The 21,969-nt window shown below is 56.8% G+C and carries 16 protein-coding genes; 9 read left to right on the forward strand and 7 right to left on the reverse strand.

Features of this window, described 5'->3' with window-relative positions; translation table 11 throughout:
* Nucleotides 1–58: 58 nt before the first annotated feature.
* From CLV44_RS01110 to CLV44_RS01120, 3 genes are read left to right on the forward strand one after another with little or no spacing between them, the layout of a single operon-like run.
* Entirely contained in the window at nucleotides 59–1,687 is a 1,629-nt protein-coding gene (locus CLV44_RS01110; protein ID WP_106590258.1) for an NAD(P)/FAD-dependent oxidoreductase, read from the forward strand.
* Nucleotides 1,684–2,406, forward strand: a complete 723-nt coding sequence (locus tag CLV44_RS01115) for a TrmH family RNA methyltransferase (protein WP_106590259.1) — start codon at nucleotides 1,684–1,686, stop codon at nucleotides 2,404–2,406. Before CLV44_RS01110 ends, CLV44_RS01115 begins: the two co-directional genes overlap by 4 nt.
* Entirely contained in the window at nucleotides 2,390–3,292 is a 903-nt protein-coding gene (locus CLV44_RS01120) for a DUF1853 family protein (protein WP_106590260.1), read from the forward strand. The genes CLV44_RS01115 and CLV44_RS01120 overlap by 17 nt, the downstream gene beginning before the upstream one ends.
* On the opposite strand, the gene CLV44_RS01125 is transcribed toward CLV44_RS01120, so the two are convergent.
* Nucleotides 3,281–4,462: an HD-GYP domain-containing protein gene (locus CLV44_RS01125; protein ID WP_106590261.1), complete on the reverse strand. Its 1,182-nt coding sequence runs from the start codon at nucleotides 4,460–4,462 to the stop codon at nucleotides 3,281–3,283. The two genes, CLV44_RS01120 and CLV44_RS01125, sit on opposite strands and share 12 nt — an antisense overlap.
* A 214-nt stretch (nucleotides 4,463–4,676) precedes the next feature.
* Here CLV44_RS01125 and CLV44_RS01130 point away from each other — a divergent pair, with 214 nt between their 5' ends.
* Both CLV44_RS01130 and CLV44_RS01135 read left to right on the forward strand, forming a co-directional pair.
* Complete coding sequence (locus CLV44_RS01130; RefSeq protein ID WP_106590262.1) at nucleotides 4,677–5,840, forward strand: efflux RND transporter periplasmic adaptor subunit; 1,164 nt, start codon at nucleotides 4,677–4,679, stop codon at nucleotides 5,838–5,840.
* Complete coding sequence (locus CLV44_RS01135) at nucleotides 5,837–9,001, forward strand: efflux RND transporter permease subunit (RefSeq protein ID WP_106590263.1); 3,165 nt, start codon at nucleotides 5,837–5,839, stop codon at nucleotides 8,999–9,001. Before CLV44_RS01130 ends, CLV44_RS01135 begins: the two co-directional genes overlap by 4 nt.
* Nucleotides 9,002–9,061: 60 nt before the next feature.
* Here CLV44_RS01135 and CLV44_RS01140 read toward each other — a convergent pair whose 3' ends face one another.
* Both CLV44_RS01140 and CLV44_RS01145 read right to left on the reverse strand, forming a co-directional pair.
* A complete protein-coding gene (locus tag CLV44_RS01140; protein WP_106590264.1) occupies nucleotides 9,062–9,970 on the reverse strand; it encodes a porin in 909 nt (302 codons plus the stop codon).
* A 78-nt stretch (nucleotides 9,971–10,048) separates the two neighbouring features.
* Entirely contained in the window at nucleotides 10,049–11,116 is a 1,068-nt protein-coding gene (locus CLV44_RS01145; protein WP_106590265.1) for a tartrate dehydrogenase, read from the reverse strand.
* Nucleotides 11,117–11,203: 87 nt separating this feature from the next.
* Between CLV44_RS01145 and CLV44_RS01150 the strand changes: the two genes are divergently transcribed.
* Nucleotides 11,204–12,139, forward strand: a complete 936-nt coding sequence (locus CLV44_RS01150; protein WP_211298039.1) for a LysR substrate-binding domain-containing protein — start codon at nucleotides 11,204–11,206, stop codon at nucleotides 12,137–12,139.
* 27 nt (nucleotides 12,140–12,166) lie between these two features.
* The gene (locus tag CLV44_RS01155) at nucleotides 12,167–13,057 is read left to right on the forward strand and encodes a helix-turn-helix domain-containing protein (protein WP_106590266.1); all 891 of its coding nucleotides are present in this window, start codon (nucleotides 12,167–12,169) and stop codon (nucleotides 13,055–13,057) included.
* 16 nt (nucleotides 13,058–13,073) lie between these two features.
* Here CLV44_RS01155 and CLV44_RS01160 read toward each other — a convergent pair whose 3' ends face one another.
* The 3 genes from CLV44_RS01160 to CLV44_RS01170 are packed head-to-tail and all read right to left on the reverse strand — an operon-like array spanning nucleotide 13,074 to nucleotide 16,671.
* Nucleotides 13,074–14,024: a PDR/VanB family oxidoreductase gene (locus CLV44_RS01160; RefSeq protein WP_106590267.1), complete on the reverse strand. Its 951-nt coding sequence runs from the start codon at nucleotides 14,022–14,024 to the stop codon at nucleotides 13,074–13,076.
* Nucleotides 14,025–14,047: 23 nt separating this feature from the next.
* Nucleotides 14,048–15,496: an NAD-dependent succinate-semialdehyde dehydrogenase gene (locus tag CLV44_RS01165; RefSeq protein ID WP_106590268.1), complete on the reverse strand. Its 1,449-nt coding sequence runs from the start codon at nucleotides 15,494–15,496 to the stop codon at nucleotides 14,048–14,050.
* 50 nt (nucleotides 15,497–15,546) lie between these two features.
* Nucleotides 15,547–16,671 (reverse strand): aromatic ring-hydroxylating oxygenase subunit alpha, encoded by a 1,125-nt coding sequence (locus tag CLV44_RS01170; RefSeq protein ID WP_106590269.1) that lies wholly within the window; start codon nucleotides 16,669–16,671, stop codon nucleotides 15,547–15,549.
* 443 nt (nucleotides 16,672–17,114) lie between these two features.
* On the opposite strand from CLV44_RS01170, the gene CLV44_RS01175 reads away from it, so the two are divergent.
* On the forward strand, nucleotides 17,115–18,734 hold the full coding sequence (locus CLV44_RS01175; RefSeq protein ID WP_106590270.1) for a BCCT family transporter: 1,620 nt from the start codon (nucleotides 17,115–17,117) through the stop codon (nucleotides 18,732–18,734).
* Nucleotides 18,735–18,828: 94 nt separating this feature from the next.
* On the opposite strand, the gene CLV44_RS01180 is transcribed toward CLV44_RS01175, so the two are convergent.
* Nucleotides 18,829–19,437, reverse strand: a complete 609-nt coding sequence (locus tag CLV44_RS01180) for a TetR family transcriptional regulator (RefSeq protein WP_106590271.1) — start codon at nucleotides 19,435–19,437, stop codon at nucleotides 18,829–18,831.
* 207 nt (nucleotides 19,438–19,644) lie between these two features.
* Between CLV44_RS01180 and CLV44_RS01185 the strand changes: the two genes are divergently transcribed.
* The gene (locus tag CLV44_RS01185) at nucleotides 19,645–21,804 is read left to right on the forward strand and encodes a PepSY domain-containing protein (RefSeq protein WP_106590272.1); all 2,160 of its coding nucleotides are present in this window, start codon (nucleotides 19,645–19,647) and stop codon (nucleotides 21,802–21,804) included.
* The last annotated feature ends 165 nt before the right edge of the window (nucleotides 21,805–21,969 follow it).

The raw sequence follows: 21,969 nt of genomic DNA on the forward strand, positions 1-21,969 counted from the left end.
CGGGTATAATTTGCGCTTTACAGTCCCTTTGCCGGGTTGACCGGCCGGAACCTTACTCATGATTCGTTTGTCCGAACTTGCACTCCCCCTCGATCATCCCGAAACCGCCCTGCGTGAAGCGATTCTGAAGCGTCTGGCGCTGGCGGATGATGCGTTGATTTGTTTTACCGTATTCAAGCGCAGCTATGACGCCCGCAAGAAAAATACCGAGATCAAATTTGTATACATCATTGATCTCGAGGTGCGTGACGAAGCCGCAGTACTGGAACGGTTTGCCAAGGATGTGCATGTCGGTCCGGCACCGGACACCGCATACTACCCGGTCGCCACGGCCCCTGAAGGTCTGAAAGAGCGTCCGATCGTCATCGGTTTTGGTCCCTGTGGTCTGTTTGCCGCGATGATTCTGGCGCAGATGGGGTTCAACCCGATCGTGCTGGAACGCGGTCGTAATGTGCGTCAGCGGACGCAGGATACCTGGGCGCTGTGGCGCAAGAATACGCTGATGACCGAATCCAACGTGCAGTTCGGTGAAGGTGGCGCGGGCCTGTTCTCGGACGGCAAGCTCTACAGTCAGGTGAAAGACCCCAAATTCTATGGTCGCAAGGTGATGCATGAGTTTGTGCAGCACGGCGCGCCGGACAACATTCTGTACGTCAACAAGCCGCATATCGGCACCTTCCGTCTGACCAGTGTTGTGGCCAAGATGCGCGCCGAGATCATTGCACTGGGCGGTGAAATTCGGTTCGAGTCCAAGGTGACAGACCTGTTGCTGGAAGATGGCGAGGTTACAGGTGTCGAACTCGACGACGGCAGTCGCTTGATGAGTCGCCATGTCGTGCTGGCGCTGGGTCACAGTGCCCGTGAAACCTTCCGCATGTTGCATGCACGGGACGTGCATATCGAGCCCAAGCCGTTCGCCGTCGGTTTCCGTATCGAACACCCGCAAACGATGATCGACAAGGCCCGTCTGGGCAAATACGCCGGTCATGAAGAGCTGGGTGCAGCGGACTATAAACTGATCCATCACGCCAAGAATGGCCGTGCGGTCTACAGCTTCTGCATGTGCCCCGGTGGGCAGGTGGTCGCAGCGACGTCTGAAGAGGGCCGTGTGGTAACCAACGGCATGAGCCAGTACTCGCGCAAGGAGCGCAACGCCAACGCCGGTATCGTGGTGGGTATCCACCCCGAGCAGGACTTTCCGGGTGGGCCGCTGGCGGGCGTGGAATTGCAGGAACGGCTGGAAGCGGTGGCTTATCAGTTGGGTGGCTGTGACTATCGCGCACCGGCTCAGCTGGTGGGTGACTTCCTGCGCGGCAAGCCATCCGAACAGTTGGGCGAGGTGGAACCGTCCTATCAGCCGGGTGTGAACCTGTGTGACCTGGCCGAAGCGTTGCCGGATTACGTGATCGAAGCGATCCGTGAAGCACTGCCGGCGTTTGGCAAGAAAATCCGCGGTTTTGATCGTGAAGATGCGGTGTTGACCGGTATCGAGTCACGGACCTCGTCACCGGTACGCATTACCCGTGACACGCAAACCCTGCAGAGCCTTAACGTGCGCGGCCTGTACCCGGCCGGTGAGGGGGCCGGTTACGCGGGGGGGATCCTTTCGGCCGGAATCGACGGCATCAAGGTGGCAGAAGCATTGGCACTGGATATGGTGCGTCAGTGGGAAGCGGGCCAGGCATGAATCTGGACTCGATCAAGAAACTGCAGCAGAAAAAGTACCGCAGCGAGCTGGGGTACTGCCTGGTAGAAGGTGAGCATCTGGTGTTGGAGCTGCAAAACGCAGCCGTGCACCAGCCTGGCCTGAAGGTCGCCGAGCTGTATCTGACCGATCACTATGCCGAGTGGCAAAGCGACTTGGCGATGCATACGGTCAGCAGCAAGCAGATGAGTCTCATCAGTGCGACCAAAAGTCCTCAAGGTATTGTGGCCGTTCTGCCGATGGCGGCGATACAGCCGCCGGTCGCCGAGCGTGAAATCGCCATCTATCTGCACGAGATTCAGGACCCGGGCAATCTGGGTACCATTCTGCGCACACTGGCCTGGTTTGGCGGCTATCGCTGTCTGCTCAGCCCTGGCAGCGTTGATCCGTTCAATCCCAAGGTCATCCGTGCCAGCATGGGCGCGATTTTTCATGTACCGCTGGAGCTGGACGTATCGCTGGATAGCCTGCAGGGGCGCTTTCAGCAGATCGGCTGCCTCGACATGAACGGCGAGCCGCTGAATACGGACGCGTTCAAGGCCTGTGACTGCTATCTGTTCGGCAATGAAGCGCGGGGCGTGCCTCGTGATCAGCTCGACCGGCTGCAGGCCCACGCTTTCACTATACCCGGTGCGGGACTGATCGAATCGCTTAATCTGGGCACCGCCGTCAGTCTGAGCGTGTATGAGCGCCAACGCTGAGCAACCCCGTTTTCAGCAGCCGGTGATGCGTCATCTTGCCTGGCTGTGTTCGGCTCCTCAGTTATATCGGGGGGCCGAAACCTTCGATCCGCTGAACTATCTGCCAGCGGATTACCTGGCCCGTCTAATCTTCTGGGATCGTCATCCCGAACATATGCCTGCGTGTTTGAGGCAGCCTGCGCCGCGTCGTCTGGGCCTCTATTTCGAGCAGCTGTATGCCTGCCTCTTGAGTGATGTGCTGGAGTGGCCGCTGTTGGCCCGCAACCGGCAAATCATGGATGGCAAACGTACGCTGGGTGAACTCGATTTTCTGGTGCGCAATCCACTCAGTGGAGCCGTCGAGCATCACGAAATCGCGGTCAAATTCTACCTTGGTTACCTGGCCCCGGCAGCGGAGCAAACGCTCTGGTACGGCCCCGACAGCCGTGATCGGCTGGATCTCAAGACGGCGCGGCTGCTGGGGCATCAATCCGGCATGGCCGCACGACCGGAAGCGCGGCCGCTGTTGGCAGAGTTTGGACTGACAATGCCGCCACGGCCGCGCATCTTCATGCCCGGCTACCTGTTTTACCCCGAACAGTCTGCGCTGGATGCGCCCGCGCAGACTGATATGGCTCACGGGCGCGGCCAATGGTGTCATGTCAGCCAGCTGGCCGGCCGCGATGCAAATGGCTGGGTCGTACTGCGCAAGCCGCATTGGCTGGGCGTCTGGGAGCAGGCATCGGCACCGGCGGCCGATACTCTGATCACGGCTGCCGATGAAGTCTGTCAGACGGGGCAGCCGCGGCTGTTGGCTCGATTGGCTGTGAGCTCGGCGGGATGGCAGGAAGTTGAGCGATTGTTCGTAGTGCCGGACGCATGGCCCGGCAGACCCTCAACAGGCTGACGGAATCGGCGTCATCGCAGGCCAGACGTCACCCAAAAGTGCGATCAGCTCGGCATGATCCTGAATGCGCAATACGGCACTGATCTCGCGGTTATCTTCCAGAGTAAAGGCTTCAGGTTGCTGCAGGCATACACCCAGGCGGTTGCTGATCAGCGCCAGGGTCGGTTGATTCAGTGATTTACCGCGCCCGGTAATCAGTGCAATCTCGCCGTTGGTCAGTTTGACCAGCGTACCAGGGGCAAAGATGCCCATAACCTCAATGAACAGGCGTGCCAGTTCGGCGTCAATGGTGCTGCCGCGTTGCTGGAAAATCTCGCGCAGAGCGTCGCGTGGCAGCACCTGATTGCGATAGGCGCGTGGCCGAATCATGGCCGAGTAGCAATCGGTAATTGCCAGCAGACGTGCGTCGCGGCTGATCGCCTCGCCGACCAGTCCGGCGGGGTAGCCGCTGCCATCAAGACGTTCATGGTGTTGCAATACCGGTGTGAGCCAGCGTGCTTCCGTCACCCCCTGTTGCCGCAGCAGGTCGTGGGAGCGTTGAGTGTGAGTGTCGATGATATGGCGTTGCTTTTCGGTAAGCGGGCTGGACTGTTCAAACAGTGCCTGCTGGATATCGTACATGCCCAGATCGTGCGTCAGCGCGGCAGCGATCAAGGGGAATCGTTCGAGCGGGCCCTGGCCCATACGGCAGCACGCCACTTCACACATCAGGGCGTCATGCAGTGGGTGAACCAGGCCATGAGGCGCTTCCACGATCAGTTGCATGGTGCCAAGCATACCGTCCGGGTTTTCTTCGCAGGTTCCTTGAATATCAAACACCAGCTGCATGATTTTGCGAATGAAGGCGTTGCCGTTGTGCTGCGTCTTTAGCAGCTTGAACGCATCTTCCAATCGCTCCAGCAAGGTATGAATGATGACGAAGCTGCTGACTTTGCTGCTGCCACTTTTGTTCGATGTCTGTGGTGCGTAGGTGCCCAAATGTGGCGTCAGGAAATAATGTGCCTTGATGCCGAGCAGGCTCTCTATCTGCTTTTCAGTGCGAATCAGGGAACCTTGGGTCAGCAGCAGGGTGCCCTGAGGGCTGTACAAGGACCAGGGCAGGCGTGTACCAACCTGGAGTTCCAGTCCGGTCAGGCTGCGTTGCAGGGTGTTCGGTGTGATGGCGTTCATTCAGCGTCCGTGTTGCTGACAGGCGTCATTTCGAGTTGAGACATACATAATGACGTAACCTGAACCTGTTTGCATTGTGCTACATCATACCGGACAGGTGCCAAAAGGCAGTCTATCGTGAAGTAACGAATTAAATGAATGCCGGTTTAATTTACATCCATACATGTATGAATGTAAAATTTGCCTTTGCTTTTCAAACACCAGGATTCTTGTGATGAAGACATCTCTTTCCAAAGGCCGTGTCCTGATTTTAGCCCTCATGACACTGTTGTTGAGTGCCTGCGGTGATGATACTGCGCAACCGGCAGATGGAGCCCGGTCGCTACCGCCGGTTGAAGCCGAAGTTGTGACACTGAGTCGACAGGATATTGCCCTCGACAAAACCTATTCCTCCCTGCTGCGCAGTGACAACGAAGTAACACTGGTTGCGCGTGTCACCGGTACGCTGGAAACGCGCCAATTTGAGCAGGGGGACCAGATCAGCAAGGGGCAGGTACTCTATACCATCGAGCCTGAGCAGTATCAGGCCCACGTGCAGGAGCGGGAGGCCGACCTGCAGAGCGCCAAGGCCGAGCTGGCTCGTGCCGGACGTGATGCCGTGCGCTATGAGTCTTTGCTCAAGCGTAATTCGGTCAGTCGTCAGCAGTACGATCAGGCACTGGCAGAGCAGCAGGTTGCACGGGCACGTGTTGCGCAGGCTGAAGCGGCACTGGCCAGCGCACGTATTGATCTCAATTATACCCAGGTGACCGCGCCGGTCAGCGGACGTGCGGGGTTGAGTCGGGTCAACTTGGGTAACCTGGTACGTGAAGGCACCGAGTTGGTCACGATTACGCCGCTTGACCCGCTGGAAGTCCGTTTCCAGATGCCGTTGAAGGATGCGCTGGAGCTGCGTAACCAGTTGCAGCTGGATGACATCAACCGCATTCATGCCAGTCTGGCGCTGGGTGAAACCGCTGATGACACGGCGACCCGTTTGCAGGGGTCACTGGATTTTCTCGATGTTCGTGTCGATCAGCGCACCAGCACCGTGCAGGCCTCAGCCACGTTTGCCAACCCGAATGCCAAAGTGCTGCCGGGTCAGTTTGTGCGGGTGAGCATTGAAGGGCTCAAGCGCTACAACGTGATAGCCGTGCCGGAAATTGCCGTAACTCAGGGACTTATGGGACCGCAGGTGTTTGTGATCGATGCTGACAGCAAGGCCCGTGCACGCACCGTTAAACTGGGTGAAGTGGCGGGCGAGCTGCAGATCATTCTGGACGGGCTGGAGCCCGGTGAGTCTGTCATTACAGGTGACCCTGCAGGGATCAAACCGGGTACACCGATCAAGCCTCGTGCGGCCGTTGACGCGGTTGAGCAGGAAGGTGACAGCGCATGAATTTCGCCAACTTCTTCATTAAACGGCCAATCTTCGCCACGGTGATTGCGATCATCCTGACGTTGATCGGGGTGGTGAGTCTGCGCGTGTTGCCGATCGAGCAGTACCCCAACGTGGTGCCGCCGACTGTCTCGGTGCGGGCGGTGTTCCCGGGAGCCAACGCGGAAACGGTTGCGCAGACCGTGGCTGCACCATTGGCCGAGGCGATTAACGGGGTCGAGAACATGCTCTACATGACCTCGACCAGTGCCGATAATGGCTCGATGAGCTTGAGTATCGCATTCGACATCGGTACGGATGGCGATACCAACACCATCAACGTCAACAACCGTGTCCAGGGAGCCCTGTCGCAGTTGCCGGAAGAGGTACAGGCACAGGGCGTCACCGTAAAGTTGCGTTCAAGCTCGATTCTGATGTTGCTGGCGCTGGTTGCGCCGGAAGATGACTACGACAACATCTATATGCAGAACTATGCGACGCTGAATATCCTTGATGAACTGCGCCAGATACCCGGTGTGGGGGAGGCGGATGTTCTCGGCGGCGGCAAGTTTGCCATGCGGATCTGGATGGATCCGGAAAAGCTGTCCCAGTACGATCTGACGCCCACCGAAGTCGCGCGGGCGATCCGGGCTCAGAATACCGAAGTGCCTGCCGGCAGTTTGGCCGGTACGCCGCAGAGCGATCCGCGTGCCTACACCTACACGGTAACGGCGGGTGGACGTCTGTCCAGTGCGGATGATTTCCGTAATATCTTCCTGCGCACCAATGCCGACGGTTCGGCGCTGCTGCTCAAGGATGTGGCTCGTATTGAGTTGGGTGCGTCGTTCTACGGTGTTGATGCCCGTTTGGACAGCGCCGGCATGACTCCGATCGTGATCAACCAGCAGCCGGGAGCCAATGCACTGGAAACCTCGCTGGCGGTCAAGGCCAAGGTGGAAGAACTGTCGGGTCGATTCCCGCCGGGGCTGGACTACGTGGTTCCATATGACACCACCCTGTTTATCAGTGCCTCGGTGGATACGGTGGTTACAACCTTCATCGAAGCCTTCCTGATTGTTGGGGTCATTCTGTATGTCTTCCTGCAGAACTGGCGCTTTACCGTTATCGCCATGTCGGTGGTGCCGGTGTCGGTGGTGGCGACCTTTGCCGGTTTCTACCTGTTCGACTTCTCGCTTAACCTGTTGACGCTGTTCGCGCTGGTGCTGGCGATCGGGATCGTGGTGGATGATGCCATTCTGGTGGTGGAAAACGTCGAGCGTGTACTGAGCGAAGATGAAAATATAAGTGTGCGTCAGGCGACCATTCAGGCGATGAAAGAGGTCGGTGGACCGGTGATTGCAACCTCGCTGATCATGGCCGCGGTGTTCGTGCCGGTAGCCTTTCTGGGCGGTTTCACCGGTCAGATCTATCAGCAGTTCGCCCTGACGATCGCGATCTCGGTCGGCTTCTCGGCACTGATGGCACTTACGTTCACACCGGCACTGTCGGCGGTTTTCATCAAGCACAACCTGCATCAACAGCAGGAATCCGGCCTGTTGCGGGCGCTGCATGCGCTGCATGCGCCGTTGCACCTGTTCAACCGAGGGTTTGATGCCGTTACCGCGCTATATGTACGTTGTGTGGATCTGCTGGTGCGCCGTTGGGTGCTGGCGTTGCTGCTTACGTTCGGCATGAGTGCCGGCTCCTGGTGGATGTTCCAGGAAGCACCGACCACATTGGTACCGCAGACGGACCAAGGCATTATTCTGGCCAGTATTTCGCTGCCGGATGCGGCTTCGCTGGACCGTACCAGTCGTTACATGGATAACGTCAGTCAGCAGGTTCAGGAGATTCCTGGGGTTGCTCATGTGGCAGCGGTGGCGGGCTACGATATCCTGTCCAGCGCGGTCAACAGCGCCCGTGGGGTCATGTTCATCAGCATGCTGCCGTGGGAAGAACGTGAGCTGAGCGCCGATCAGTTGATTGGGCAGGTGATGCAGATCGGTACACAGACGCCGGGCGGTAGCGCAGTGGCGTTCAATATGCCACCGATCAGCGGCCTGTCCACGACGGGTGGTTTCACCGGTTACCTGCAGTCCTATTCGGGGGCCTCTTCACAGGAGCTGTATCAGGCGTCGGTAAAGGTGATGCAGGCTGCCAGCCAGCATCCGGCACTGAACCGTGTATTCACTACGTTCAACGTCAATGTTCCATCCTATCGGGCGGATGTCGACCGACAGAAAACCCTGAGTTATGGGGTCGCACTGGAAGACCTGAATGCAACCCTGTCCAATACGTTGGGTAACGGTTTCGTTAACTACTTCAGTTACCAGAACCGCAACTTCCAGGTCTACCTGCAAAACGAAGATGAATACCGTCAGAAGCCAGACGATTTGAACAACATCTTTGTGCGCAGCAGCAGTGGCGAGCGCATCCCGTTGTCGGAGTTTGTCACGCTGGAGCGCCAGACCGGTCCAGCCGCCGTCTCCCGTTTCGGGGTGTATCTGGGGGCTCAGTTCCAGGGTGGTCCGGCTAACGGCTACAGCTCGGGCCAAGCGATTTCGGCGATGGAAGAGATCGTGCAGGAGACCTTGGGTAGTGATTGGGGTATGGGCTGGACCGGTACTGCATACCAGGAAACGACGTTGGGCAATACGGCCTCGCTGGCGATCGGTTTCGGCATTTTGATGATGTTCCTGATTCTGGCGGCACAGTATGAAAGCTGGTCATTGCCATTAGCGGTCATGACGGCGACACCGTTCGCCTTCTTCGGTGCAGTGGGTGGCATTGTACTGCGCGGTTTAGAGGTCAGCGTCTATGTCGAAATCGGCTTGCTGGTGGTCGTCGGGTTGGCCGCCAAGAACGCGATTCTGATCGTCGAGTTTGCCGAGTTGCAGCGCAAGGAATTCGGCAAATCGATCCGCGAAGCGGCCGTTACTGCAGCGGAACTGCGCTTCCGTCCGATCATAATGACATCGTTCGCCTTTATCCTCGGTACTCTACCGTTGGCATTGGCGACCGGTGCCAGTGATACCAGCAGTCACCATATCGGTACAGCTGTATCGGTGGGGATGGGCTCGGTGGCGATCATCGGCAGCTGTTTCGTGCCGACGTTTTACGCCATGATCGCGTCGATTTCGGATTGGCTTGCGCGTAAACGTGGCGTGAGCGAAGCGCACTGAGGCGCGGAGGATATCGTGGGAAAGGGCTGGTCAGACGACCGGCCCTTTTTTGTGGGGGAATCAGAAGCTGAAGTTGATGCCGACGTTCAGCTGATTGGCATCTTCAACACCATACAGGCTGCCGTCCCAGGCCATGAACTCGGCCCACGCTACGACGTGTTGATGCAGGGTGCGCTGGTAGGCGAGAATCGCGGCGGTAAAATCGCCATCGCTGTTCTCTGCCGAGAAGTCGGACAGGCCCAGCGTGTACAGGTTCTTGCCTGCCGGGATGCCGACAATGGCATCGATACCGGCACCGCTGTTTTCCTGGTCGATATAGGCACCGTTGATATAGAAGCCTTCACCGGCGTAGTACGCCGACAGGCCGTAACGGTCATTGCCGCCTTCGGTGCCGGTAAAGGCGGTGCCCAAAGTCAGATTGCCGAGGCTGTAGGTCGCGCCGATCTGCGTCTGTTCCTGGCCGGTATTGTCTTCGTCATCTACCTGATACAGTGCCTTCACTTTCAGACCACCCAGATCAGGGCTGCTGTAGTAGGCGGATTCGCTCACCCGCAGTCCACCATCCAATGTGTAGTAGACCGGTGCAGAGTTCCACCACATGTAGTCAGCGGCAACACCTACGGTTTCATAAAAAGGCGAGTCCACCTTACCCAGAGCCAGGGTGCCGTATGTGGTATCGGTCAGGCCGATATGGCCATAACGCATATCGCCGACGGTATCGCCGTCGTTGCCAAGGTCGAGCCCCACTTCATATTTGGCAAAGGCGCTCAGGCGTTCATCCAGTGCATAAGAGCCCTTGATGCCGACCCGTGATAACGCGTCCTTGTATTCGGTGTCATCATTGTCTTTTTTCTGCTCCAGCATGATGCGCAGGCTGCCATATACCTCGATTCCGGTGTCGGCGATTTCGACGGCGCAGGCAGGCGCGGCTGTGGCGAGCAGAGTGCACAGAGTAAGTAGTTTTTTCATCGGGGTTGATCCGTATTGTTGTTATATTGTGATGAGATTACGGCGGGCACAACCGGACCGGTGCGCCCGCGGGGTGTATCAGGACGCCTGGATAGCGTCGACAATTGCCTGGCCCAGTTCCTGGGTGCTGGCGTTGCCACTCATGTCGCGGGTCAGTGCAGTCTGATCGCGGATCACGGTTTCGATGGCGGTCATGATGGTGTCGTGCATAGCATTGCAGCCCAGGTGCTGCATCATCATGGCAGCCGCCCAAACAGTGCCGATCGGGTTGGCAATGTTCTGGCCGGCGATGTCCGGAGCCGAGCCGTGTACCGGTTCAAACATGGAAGGGAAGGTTTTTTCCGGGTTGATGTTGGCCGACGGTGCAATGGCGATGGTGCCGGTGCAGGCCGGGCCAAGATCCGACAGGATGTCGCCGAACAGGTTGGAACCGACAATCACATCATAGAACTCCGGCATCCGCACCAGGTTGGCGGTGAAAATGTCGATATGGAACTGGTCCACCTTGACCTCGGGGTACTGCTCCGCCATCGCTTCAACACGGCCATCCCAGTAGGGCATGGAGTGGAACAGACCGTTGGACTTGGTGGCCGAGCTAAGGTGTTTCTTGTCGCGGGACTGGGCCAGGTCGAACGCATATTTCAGGATACGGTCGGTACCCTTGCGGGTGAAAATGCTCTGCTGAGAGACGACTTCATCTTCGGTGCCTTCATATTGAATGCCGCCGATGTTGGAGTATTCGCCTTCGACGTTTTCACGCACGACATAGAAATCGATATCGCCCGGTTTCTTGTTGGCCAGCGGTGACTGCAGGCCTTCAAACAGGCGGACCGGTCGCAAATTCACGTACTGGTTGAAGGCGCGACGAATCGGCAACAGCAGCCCCCAGAGTGAAATGTGATCAGGTACGCCGGGGAAGCCAACGGCTCCAAGGAAGATGGCATCGAACCGGCTCAGCTGTTCCAGGCCATCTTCCGGCATCATGCGGCCGGTTTTGTGGTAGGTCTCGCATGACCAGTCGAAGTGGGTGAAGTTCAGCTCGATGCCTTGTTGTGCGGCCGCAGCCTGCAACGCCTTGATGCCTTCGGGGATGACTTCAGTACCGATGCCGTCTCCGGGAATGACGGCGATATTGAACTGTGACATGGGTGACTCCTTTTATTGTCATATTGAGCACGTCTGGTCTCCAGTTTAGGGATTGGTCTGATAAGATGTAGGCCTGAACTGTAATCTGTGAGTTTACATATCGTGGACAAGCTGCCTGCTCTGGACGACATCAGAGTCTTTGTGACTGCAGCTCGCTTGACGAGCTTTGCCCGGGCGGCCGAGCAGCTGATGGTATCGCCAGCCTATATTTCCAAGCGGATAAAACTGCTTGAAGAAAACCTCGGGTTGACGCTCTTCTACCGCTCGGCGCGGGCCATCAGTCTGACGCTGGAAGGCGAAACCGTGCTGCGTACCGGCGTGCAGATGCTGCAGGATCTGGATACGATGAAAAACGAGCTGATGGCGTGTCGCGACGAGACGCGTGGTCTGTTGCGGATCAGCTGCAGCACCGGTTTTGGCACCGAGTATCTGAATCCTTTCATCCTGTCGTTGCGTGAACGTTATCCGCTGCTGGATATCGACCTGACATTGGTGGATCGCGCCATTGATATTGTCACCGAGAACGTGGATCTGGATATCTGTCTCGGCGGCAGCATCCCCGAACAGTATATTGCCCGTCGCATCGCCGCCAACGTGCGGGTGTTCTGTGCCGCACCGGCCTACCTTGAGCGGCGCGGTTGTCCCGTCCATCCGCAGGATCTGGAGCAGGCGCACGATTGCATCTCCATCCGCGAGCGTAACCAGCATCCGGCCTCATGGAAGGTGGAGTGCGAGGGTGAAAGCCTGGCGATTACGCCCAATAGCCAGCTGAGCGTGAATAACGGCAATGTGGCCAAACAATGGTGTTTGGGTGGGCAGGGGATTTTGCTGCGCTCGATCTGGAGCGTGCGTCAGGAGCTGGAGCAGGGGACGCTGGTACGTGTGTTGCCGCAGTGGCAGCAGACCGCTGATGTCTACGCCGTGTATTCCAGAACAACCCAAAGCAGTGCCAAGCTACGTGTGTTTATCGAGAACCTTGAACAGTACCTGCGGGATCAGCTTGCGCTGGATGCGCCGGTGTAAACCGACACTGATAATGATGGAGAACATATGAGTGCAGACGGATTCGGCAAGCGCCTGCTGGCCCTGCTAAAGGAGCGCAAGACCAGTCAGATCAAGGTCGCTCAAGGGCTTGAAGTTTCGCGAACCGCTGTCAACAAGTGGACCAAGGGCGGCATGATCGATGATGGCAACCTGGACAAGCTGGCGGCTTTTCTCGGGGTTGATAAAATCTGGCTCAAATATGGTGATTACGGCAATGGTGCTCAAGACAGTGGCCAGGACGGACGCAATATCAATGAAGTCCACCTGCAGGAAACCGCTGAAATCGTGACCTGGGAATGGGATTTGTTGACCGGTGCGGTGAGCTATTCCGACAATGTGGAAGCCGTGTACGGCGTCCGTCTGACCAGTAATGAAGATTTCTGGAACTTGATGAGCGGACCTTCGAAGGACAAGCTGGTCAAGGGGTATGAAAAAATCATGCGTGAGGGTGGTGCGCATGAGATGGATTTCAAGATCAACAAGGATGGGCAACACCGCTGGATCACGTCACGGGCGACTGGAGTGAAGGGGCCGAATGGCAAGGTCACCAAGCTGATCGGCATCAGTCTGGACAATACCGAGCGCAAGACGGTTGAGCTGCGCTTGAGCCGCATTAACCGGTTTTTCAACACATTGCTGGCGCACATGGACCACTTGGTTGTGTTTACCGATACCGCCGGTGAAATTTTGGCAACCAACCATGAGACGCGCCCGGAAAAGATCAGCTACATGGAGCTGCAGGCGCTGTTGTACCAGTTCATGCTGAAGCAGGCGGATCAGGTGGCCATGCTACGTGAGCAGGGGCCGTGCCGGATAACCTTTCAGCATAAAAAAATGGTTGTGTCCCATCATGCCGATGACGAAACACAACCCTTTTTGATGTTTCATTTCAAGTAATGCGAGTCCGGCTGGATTACAGATCCAGCACCAGTCGGGTGCCCTTGGCGCGCGACACGCAGATCATCATCGTTTCCTGAGCGTTCTGCTCGTCATCATCGAGATAGTTGTCGCGATGGTCTGCTTCCCCTTCCAGAATGGTGGTTTCACAGGTGCCACACACCCCGTTGCGGCACAGGCATTCGATATTGATGCGCTTGTCGGCTTCGATGGCCTGCAGGATCGACATGTCCTCGCCAATTTCCAGGCTGAAGCCCGAGCGCTGGAAATGCACCTCAAAGGCATCGCCATCGCTGGCGACTTCGCCGAAATTCTCGAAGTGGGTCCGCTCTTCGCCGAGAATACGGTTGCCCTGCTCAATCACGGCATCAATCAGCGGCTGAGGGCCGCAGACGTAGACATGACTCTGTGCCGATTGCTGTTCCAGCAGAGTGGCAACATCCAGGCGCTGATCCCTGGCGTTGTCATAAATGAACAGACGCTCACCGACGCGCTCGCGCAATTCTTCGACAAACGCCGCATTGGCCCCGTCACGGAAACAGTAGTGCAGCTCAAACGCCAGCCCTTCGCGCTCCAGTTCGTGAAGATAGGGCAGGAACGGCGTAATGCCGATACCGCCGGCAATCAGTATGTGCTTGCTGTTATGGTCATGAACCAGAGGGAAAAAATTCTCAGCCGGTGACAGGTGTAGAGTGTCACCTTCCGCAACCTGGGTATGCATGTAGGCCGAGCCGCCTTTGGAATTTTCATCCAGCAGCACGGCAATGCGGTAGCGGTCGGGCTGTTGCGGGTCACTGGTCAGCGAGTAGGCGCGGCGGATGCCGGCGGCGTCCATATGCACGGTGACATGGCTACCGGCGCTGAAGGTCGCCAGCGTACCCTGCGGTGCGACAAACTCGAATGCTTTGATGGTCGGGCTCAGTGACTCGACCCGGCTGACGTTGACTGCAATTTTATTCTGATTCATGACACATACTCACTCGTGGGAACTCAGGCGATGTCGACGCAGAGGTATTTCACCTTCAGATAGTCTTCAATCCCGTACTTGGAGCCTTCCTTGCCGAGGCCGGACTGCTTGACGCCACCGAAGGGCGCAACCTCATTGGAGATGATGCCGGTATTGATACCGATCATGCCGCTTTCCAGTGCTTCACCGACCCGGTAGACACGACGGACATCGTTGGTGAAGAAGTAGGCGGCCAGGCCGTAGATGGTGTCATTGGCGTACTGCAGCACTTCGGCTTCGCTGTCGAAGCGGATCAGCGTGGCGATCGGGCCAAAGATTTCGTCATTGGCGATATCCATGGAGTGATCGACGCCGGTGAGGATTTTCGGGTTGATGTACTGACCCTGTTCCTCGATTTCGCTGCCCAGGGTCACCAGTTCAGCACCCTTGGCCAGTGCATCGTCCAGCAATACCTGCATGCCGTCGATGGCACGGGTGGTGATCATCGGGCCGATATCGGTGCCGTTTTCCAATCCGTTACCCACGCGCAGCTTGGCGACTTCGGCGGTGAACTTGGCCAGAAACTCGTCATAGACGGCGCTGTGAATATAGAAGCGGTTGACGCAGACGCAGGTCTGGCCACCGTTGCGGAATTTGGCCACGACGCCACTGGCGACTGCCTTATCGATGTCCGCATCCTCGAACACGATGAACGGCGCGTTGCCGCCCAGTTCCAGCGAGGTCTTCTTGATGGTCGATGCACACTGGCCATACAGGGTGCGTCCCACCGGGGTTGAACCGGTAAAAGAGAACTTGCTGATCAGCGGGTGCTGAGTCAGTGCGCCGCCCAGCGTACGGGACTCACCGGTCACGATATTGAAGATACCAGCCGGAATACCGGCGCGGTCCGCCAGTTCGGCCAGCGCCAACGCGGTAAACGGGGTTTCCGAGGCCGGCTTGATCACGATGCTGCAGCCCGCGGCCAGTGCCGGTGCTGCCTTGCGGGTGATCATGGCGGCAGGAAAATTCCACGGCGTGATCGCACTGCATACACCTACCGGCTGCTTGATGGTGGTGATGCGGTTGCTGCTCACGGTCTGCGGAATGGTTTCGCCGTAGACGCGTTTGCCTTCTTCGGCAAACCACTCAATAAAGGAAGCGGCGTAGCGAATCTCGCCCTTGGCTTCATGCAAAGGTTTGCCTTGCTCAAGGGTCATGATGCGGGCCAGGTCGTCGACGTTGGCTTCGATCAGATCAAACCAGCGGCGCAGGATTTGGGCACGTTCCTTGGCGGTGCGTGCGCTCCAGGCGGGCATGGCTGCGTGAGCGTGAACAATAGCGTCTTCAACCTGTTCCAGTGACAGACTCGGGACGCTGCCCAGAGACTCTTGTGAAGCGGGGTTGTTGACGTTGATGGTGTTGGCAGCGTCGACCCATTGGCCGTTGATGTAGCAGGACTGCCGGAACAGTGTGGGAGATGTCAGTGTTTTCATGGTATACAGCGTCTCTGCGGGGTGCCTGGGCACCCCGTGATGAATGAGGTTCAGCTCAGGTGGGACTTGGCAATTATCTGGTGGAAATGCGCCACGCCGTGCTCACTGATGCCGCTGCGCTGACGGTCAGCCATGATGCGGCCCTGGCCACGGTAGCCGCGTGATTTCAGGCCGCGCTGCACGCTTTCCACGAGACGCAGGTCTTCCGGGCGGAAAACGGTGCGGTACCACTCAACCAGCTCTTTCTGGTACTCGGTCAATTCCTCGTTGAGAAAATAGATGTCGTAGTACTGCAGGGTTTCGCCGGCGCTGACCGGGAATTCATAAATAGCGGTCATGAAATCGCCCCCCGGCGGCATGTTGAACATGGTGCTGGGCCAGATCCAGAAGCCGGAGAATTTGGGGTCGGTCACGGAGCTGTCGAACTGGAACGAATTTTCCGATGATGTTGCTTCACCGATCTGGACCGTCCAGTTGTTGTGCAGCTGGTGCTCGTATACATCGACATTCACGGAGCTGGCGAAGCTGACGTGGTTGGTCGGGCAGTGGTAGCACTCGATGTAGTTATCGACGATGGTTTTCCAGTTGGCCGGGGTATGGCTGATGAAGCGGGCCGCAAGCTTGAGATCCTTGATCACGGCGCAGGCTTCGTTCATTTTCTCGGCCAGACCGGGCAGCTGTTCTTCAATCGGCTGGGGCTCGCCTTCGGTCAGGTTGATGTAGATAAAACCGGCGTGCTCGGTGACGTGGAACGGCACCAAACCCAGTGCGTCGCCTTCAAAATTATTCACGTTTTCGCAATTGGTGGCGTGTGCCAGTTTGCCATCCAGTTTGAATGCCCAGGCGTGATACGGGCAAGTGATCACGTTCTTGGCTTTGCCCGCGGACTCGCTCATCAACTGATGGCCACGGTGCGGACAGACATTATAGAAGCCGCGCAGCACGCTATCCCGTCCGCGCACGATCACCAGGCTCTCGCCGATGATTTCGCGGGTGATGTAAGCGTTTTTCTCTGCCACTTCGCTGCCATGTGCCACGCACACCCATGAATTGGCGAAGATGGTTTCTTTCTCAGTTTCGAAGATCTCGGCTGAGGTGTAGTACTGCGCAGGGATGGTCCACGCGTTATCGATGTCGATATGGTCATCCAGAGAAAGTGTTTGCTTGGCGCTCATGGCAGGCTCCGCTTATTGTTTTTTGTAAACCCATAGTTAACAAGATGTGGATGCTATCGAGCTTTAAATTCCGGGTCAAGCCACTTGTGAGCAGTTTTCTCAAAATTCAGTAAATACCAGCGTTAATGCACCACTTTAGTTGCATATCCAACAGGCATGGATCAATTTAAGGAGGATTTTACTACTTGATTCGGCGGTGAATTTTTTGTTGACACGGCCACGTACGACTCATTAGATTGTAAACCGCAAGTTTATTTACTCCACGGCTGGCAGCGATGTCGAGGGAGGCTGGAGTCAATAGGCGTGCGGGGCCTGGCAAGGGCTGTTCGGGTGCGGGTCCGCCCGGTCGGCGGCCGTCTGTCGGGCGCAGAGGATCGCTAGCGTTGCTGGTCCCCCGCTGGTAGCCGGCGTTCTAATAATAAAATAAACGATAGGTATCTCGAATGAGTACAGAGCAAAACAATAATAAAATGGCGATTGACCCCGCCATTCTATGGCCTGCGGTGTTGGTAATTCTGGCAGCCAGTATCCCGCTGGCGATCAACCCTGTCGCTGGTAAGGTCATCATCGGCCAGCTGCTTGGCTGGTTTACTGGTCAATTCGGGTGGCTGTACCTGTTGTCCGGTGTCGGCAGTTTCTTTTTCATGTGTTGGCTTGCTTTCGGGCCGGTTGGCAGGATCAAGCTGGGTACTCCTGAAGACAAGCCCGAGTTCAAGAAGGCGTCATGGATTGCGATGCTGTTCTGTGCAGGGATTGGCATCTCGATCTGTAACTGGGCGTTTGTTGAGCCGCTCTATTTCATGACCACGCCGCCTTTGGGGGTTGAAGCCAATACCCATGCCGCAGCTGAATGGGCGGCGATGTACCCGATGTTTCATTGGGGTGTTGTGCCCTGGGCGTTGTATCTGATGCCCGCGCTGCCGATTGGTTATGCACTGTATGTACGTAAGGTACACGTACTGCGCTTGAGTGAAGCCTGTCGTGGTGTGTTGGGTGATCTGGTGGATGGCCCGGTCGGCAAATTGATCGATGTAATCGTGATCTTTTCCATTGTTGGCGGTGTGGGTACGTCATTGGGGCTGTCGGTACCGCTGGTGTCGGAACTGTTTCAGACCATGTTTGGCCTGGAAGACTCTTTTGGGTTGCAGATGATGATTCTGGCGGCCTGGATCGCGATGATCGCCTGGAGTGTTTACAACGGTCTTAATAAGGGTATTCAAACCCTGTCCAATATCAACGCGGTGTTGGCCGTCGTGTTGCTGGCGTTCATCCTGCTGGCGGGTTCAACCGTGTTCCTGCTGAACCTCTGGTCCAACAGTTTCGGTCTGTTCATGGATAACTTCTTCCGTATCAATTTCTGGACCGATCCGATCGACAAAGGTGGCTTCCCTGAAGGCTGGACCATGTTCTACTGGGCCTGGTGGATCGCGTATGCACCGATGATGGGGCTGTTTGTGGCGCGTGTATCCCGTGGCCGTACCATCAAGGAGTTGATCGTCAACGGTGTTGTCTGGGGCAGCATTGGTTGCTGGGCCTTCTTTGCCATCTGGGGTGGCTATGCGATCGACCTGAGCGTGAACGGTGGTGTCGACCTGCAGTCGATCCTGAGTGAGCAGGGCATTCCGGCGACAGTGGTTGCGGTGCTGCAAACGCTGCCGGCAGCTGACCTGGTGATCCCGGTCTTTACATTGCTGTGCTTCGTATTTCTGGCAACGACAGTGGATTCATCGGCCTACATGCTGGCTGCCATCTGCACCAAGGAGATTACCGGCTATCAGGAGCCTGCGCGCTGGAACCGTATTCTCTGGACTCTGGTGTTGGCGATGGTCGGTGTGGGTCTGCTGTCGGCAGGTGGCCTCAAGGCGGTGCAGTCTTCAACCGTACTGGTGGCACTGCCAATGATCCCAGTGTTGTTCATTATGGCGGCTTCGCTGCTGCGCTGGGTGTATCAGGACTTTGGTTCAGATTTGGCTCCGCATGCGCTAGCCCGCTGCCAGTATAAAGGTGAAAATGTGAAAGTGTGTACGTACAGCGGTGAGCAAACCAGCCTCAAACGTGCATGACAGGGAGTATTGGGTGGCGTGCTGAAGCGCGCCTCCGATTTGGCTCCAAATGACCCCGGCCTGGTGCCGGGGTTTTTCGTTGGTGCAGGGCGGGTCAGGCGACGCGGATAAGACGGAGCAGGTTTTCGATCATGACCGTGCCCTTGGCTTCAATCGAGTAACGCTCGGTGTGGCGGAGCCAGCCATAAAACAGTCCCGAAAGAGTGGCATGTAGCAAGTCGGTGGCAGCTTCAGCAGGAAGGCTCAACTGGCCGCGATCGTGGGCCAGTTGAAAATACTTCAGCAGCACGGCGTACGTATCATGAGAGATTTCCTCCTGCATGGCCTGCGGGTCAATGTCACTGAAAAATTCGCAGCGGTACATCAGAATGGAATGGACACGCTTGTGGCGTGGTTGTTCCAGGCGCGCCAACCCCTTGATACAGGCCAGACGGATCGCTTCCAGTGGGCATTGGTCGGCCGTTGGAGCGTCCACCTGATCAACCAGGTCCTGAAACGGCATGCGCACCCGATCCAGCATGGCATGGAACAGGTCTGCCTTGTTTTTGAAGTGCCAGTAGACGGCACCGCGTGTCATGCCGGCGTGGCGCGCAATCTGTTCAAGGGAGGAGCGGGAGACGCCGTGTTCCATGAACATCTCTTCAGCCGCGTCGATCAATGCCTCGCGCGTGGCGGCGGCTTCGGCTTTGGTGCGTCGTGCCATAACGGTATGCCTTATTAAAACGGGTACAAAAAACGAGCTTATTTTAGCGTATAGAGGGTAAAAACATCTATACATCTTTGTTTGTATGTATAGCGGTACCTATCCATCTTTACAGATCTTTACGCACAATTAACCCTTGTTTAAGTAACGTTGAAATACAATTCAACCATCGCTAAATCAGAGCCGTGACCGGCTAAGGATGGTTCAATGAGGGCATGTTTACTGACGCTGCATCGCTGGCTGGCGCTGCTGCTGACGCCACTGTTTTTGCTGATTACGCTGACTGGCATGGTATTGGCGTTCAAGCCGGTGCTGAGTGACTTGTCGGCACCGCCCTATGCGGGGGCTGTCGATACTGTGCAGTTGATCAAATTGCTTGAAAAGCAGTCGGGGCAGGGGAATATCAACATGGTGCAGAGGAGCGTCATGTCGGGTCAGTGGATGATCCCGGATATGGGAGAGTTTCAGCTGGATACGGCTGAACAAGTGGGTAACGGTGTAGATCGTACTGCCGATTTTTTTGCATGGGTGAAAGAGCTGCACAAAGATCTGCTGCTTGATGCCGGCGATCTGGTGGAGTGGGTAACCTATGCCATGCTGGCGATCATGGTGGTCGGTGTGTTGTTGGGGTGGCCCAAGTTCAGCCAATCCCTTATCGGTTGGCATCAATGGTTGGGTGTCTGGTTGCTGCCGCTGGCATTGCTGCTGCCGTTAACTGCCATTCTCATGACACTGCATATTGGCCGCCCTGATTACGGACTGCAACAGAATGTCGAGCAGACGTCATTGGTGCAGGGTATTCGTCAGGCAGCCGTTGAACATGATCTGTCGAATATGACAGCTGTACGCCGCTTTAAGGCAGGATCAGTGATGATTCAGCTGCCGGAGCAGCTGTTGGTCGTCAGTGGCGACAAGGTGACGTCAGTAGAGTCGGGTGCCAACCTGCCCAAGCAGCTGCATGAAGGTCTGTGGGCGGGCTGGTTCTCAGGCATTTTCAATGCGCTGGTTGCAGGGCTGGTCGGTGGCTTGACGCTGACCGGCGGGCTTAGTTGGTTACGTCGTCAGCGTGCGGCTGGCGTTAGCCAGGTACAGGATGGGGCGCAGGTGCTCGTGGTGTTTGCCAGTCAGACGGGGACGGCGCAAGGTCTTGCTACGGCGACGGCTGGTATGCTGGAGCAGGCGGGCATCCCGGCTGATCAGGGTTCTATTGCTGCGTTCAAGCCAGCGGACTGGAAGTGCTATCAACAGGTGCTGGTGATCGCCTCTACGACGGGGGATGGTGAGCTGCCCGAGATGGCGCGTAGCTGGGTCAAAGCATTGCCGGCGGGGAGTTTGAAGGGAGTACATTTTAGCTTATTGGCCCTGGGTGATCGTCGTTATGAGCACTTCTGTGCCGGGGGTCATCAGCTACAGCAGGCGCTGTTTGGTGCAGGTGCAACTGAACAGGTGCCGCTGCATGAGGTTGATGCTGACCCGGCCATGGAGTGGGCAAGCTGGTTGAAGCAATTGGGGCAGCAGCATGGTTGGGCCTTACGAACCGGTCATATAGCTACTCAGCGCCAGACCTGTACTGCACGGCTGATCGAACGAGTACGTTTGGATACACCATTGGGTGATGATGCACCGCACAGTTACAGCTTGATCTTTGAAGTGCCTGAAACGCTGGCGTTCGCCCCGGGTGATCTATTCCAGTTTCAGCCGCAGACGGCTGCTGCTCCACGTACCTACTCCATCGGTTCGGCGTCCGCAACCAGTCCGGGGCATGTTCGGCTGACAGTCGGTCTGTTGCGTTACAAGGATGATGCCGGGAAGGAAGTGCTGGGTCTGGGCAGCAGTGAATTGTGTCTTAACTGGCCGGTGGGTGAAACTCGAGAAATTGAATTGGTAGCGCACCCGGGGTTCCATCCGCCTAAAGACCTGGAGCTGCCGCTAATCATGGTGGCAACGGGTTGTGGTATCGCGCCTTTTATCGGCTTTCTTGAGGAGCGTGCGCATGCCGGAAAGCAGGGGCCGGTCTGGTTACTGTTTGGTAACCGCCATCTTGAGGGTGATTACCTCTATCGCGACCAGATCGAAGCGATGGTTGAGCAACAGGTCATCACGGATCTGGATACTGTTTTCTCGCGTGATGGTGGTGGTCAGCGCTACATTAGCGAGCGATTGGAACAGCATGGTGACAAGCTGCTGGACTGGATTGGTCGTGGTGCCGCGTTGTATGTCTGTGGCCGAGCGTCCACGCTGGGGAAAAGCGTAGATGAGGCCTTGATCAAGGTATTGTGCAAGCGTGGCATGTCTGATGCGTCAGCCCATGCCGAGCTTGAACGTTGGCGTGACGAGGGTGTAATGCACTGCGACCTGTTTGACTGAGAGGGCGCTTGATGATCGGGGCTGCAACGGCCCCGACTTTGCACTTGATCAAATATTGATGATAAAACCCGCTTAACAGCAGTATTTCTTGTCCTGCAGTCCTAAAATGGCCGGTAATTGTCCCGCAAACGGATTTGAGAGTCTGTCAGCTGCCATGAATCGAGT

The sequence above is a fragment of the Marinobacterium halophilum genome, assembly GCF_003014615.1.
Lineage (GTDB): Bacteria > Pseudomonadota > Gammaproteobacteria > Pseudomonadales > Balneatricaceae > Marinobacterium > Marinobacterium halophilum.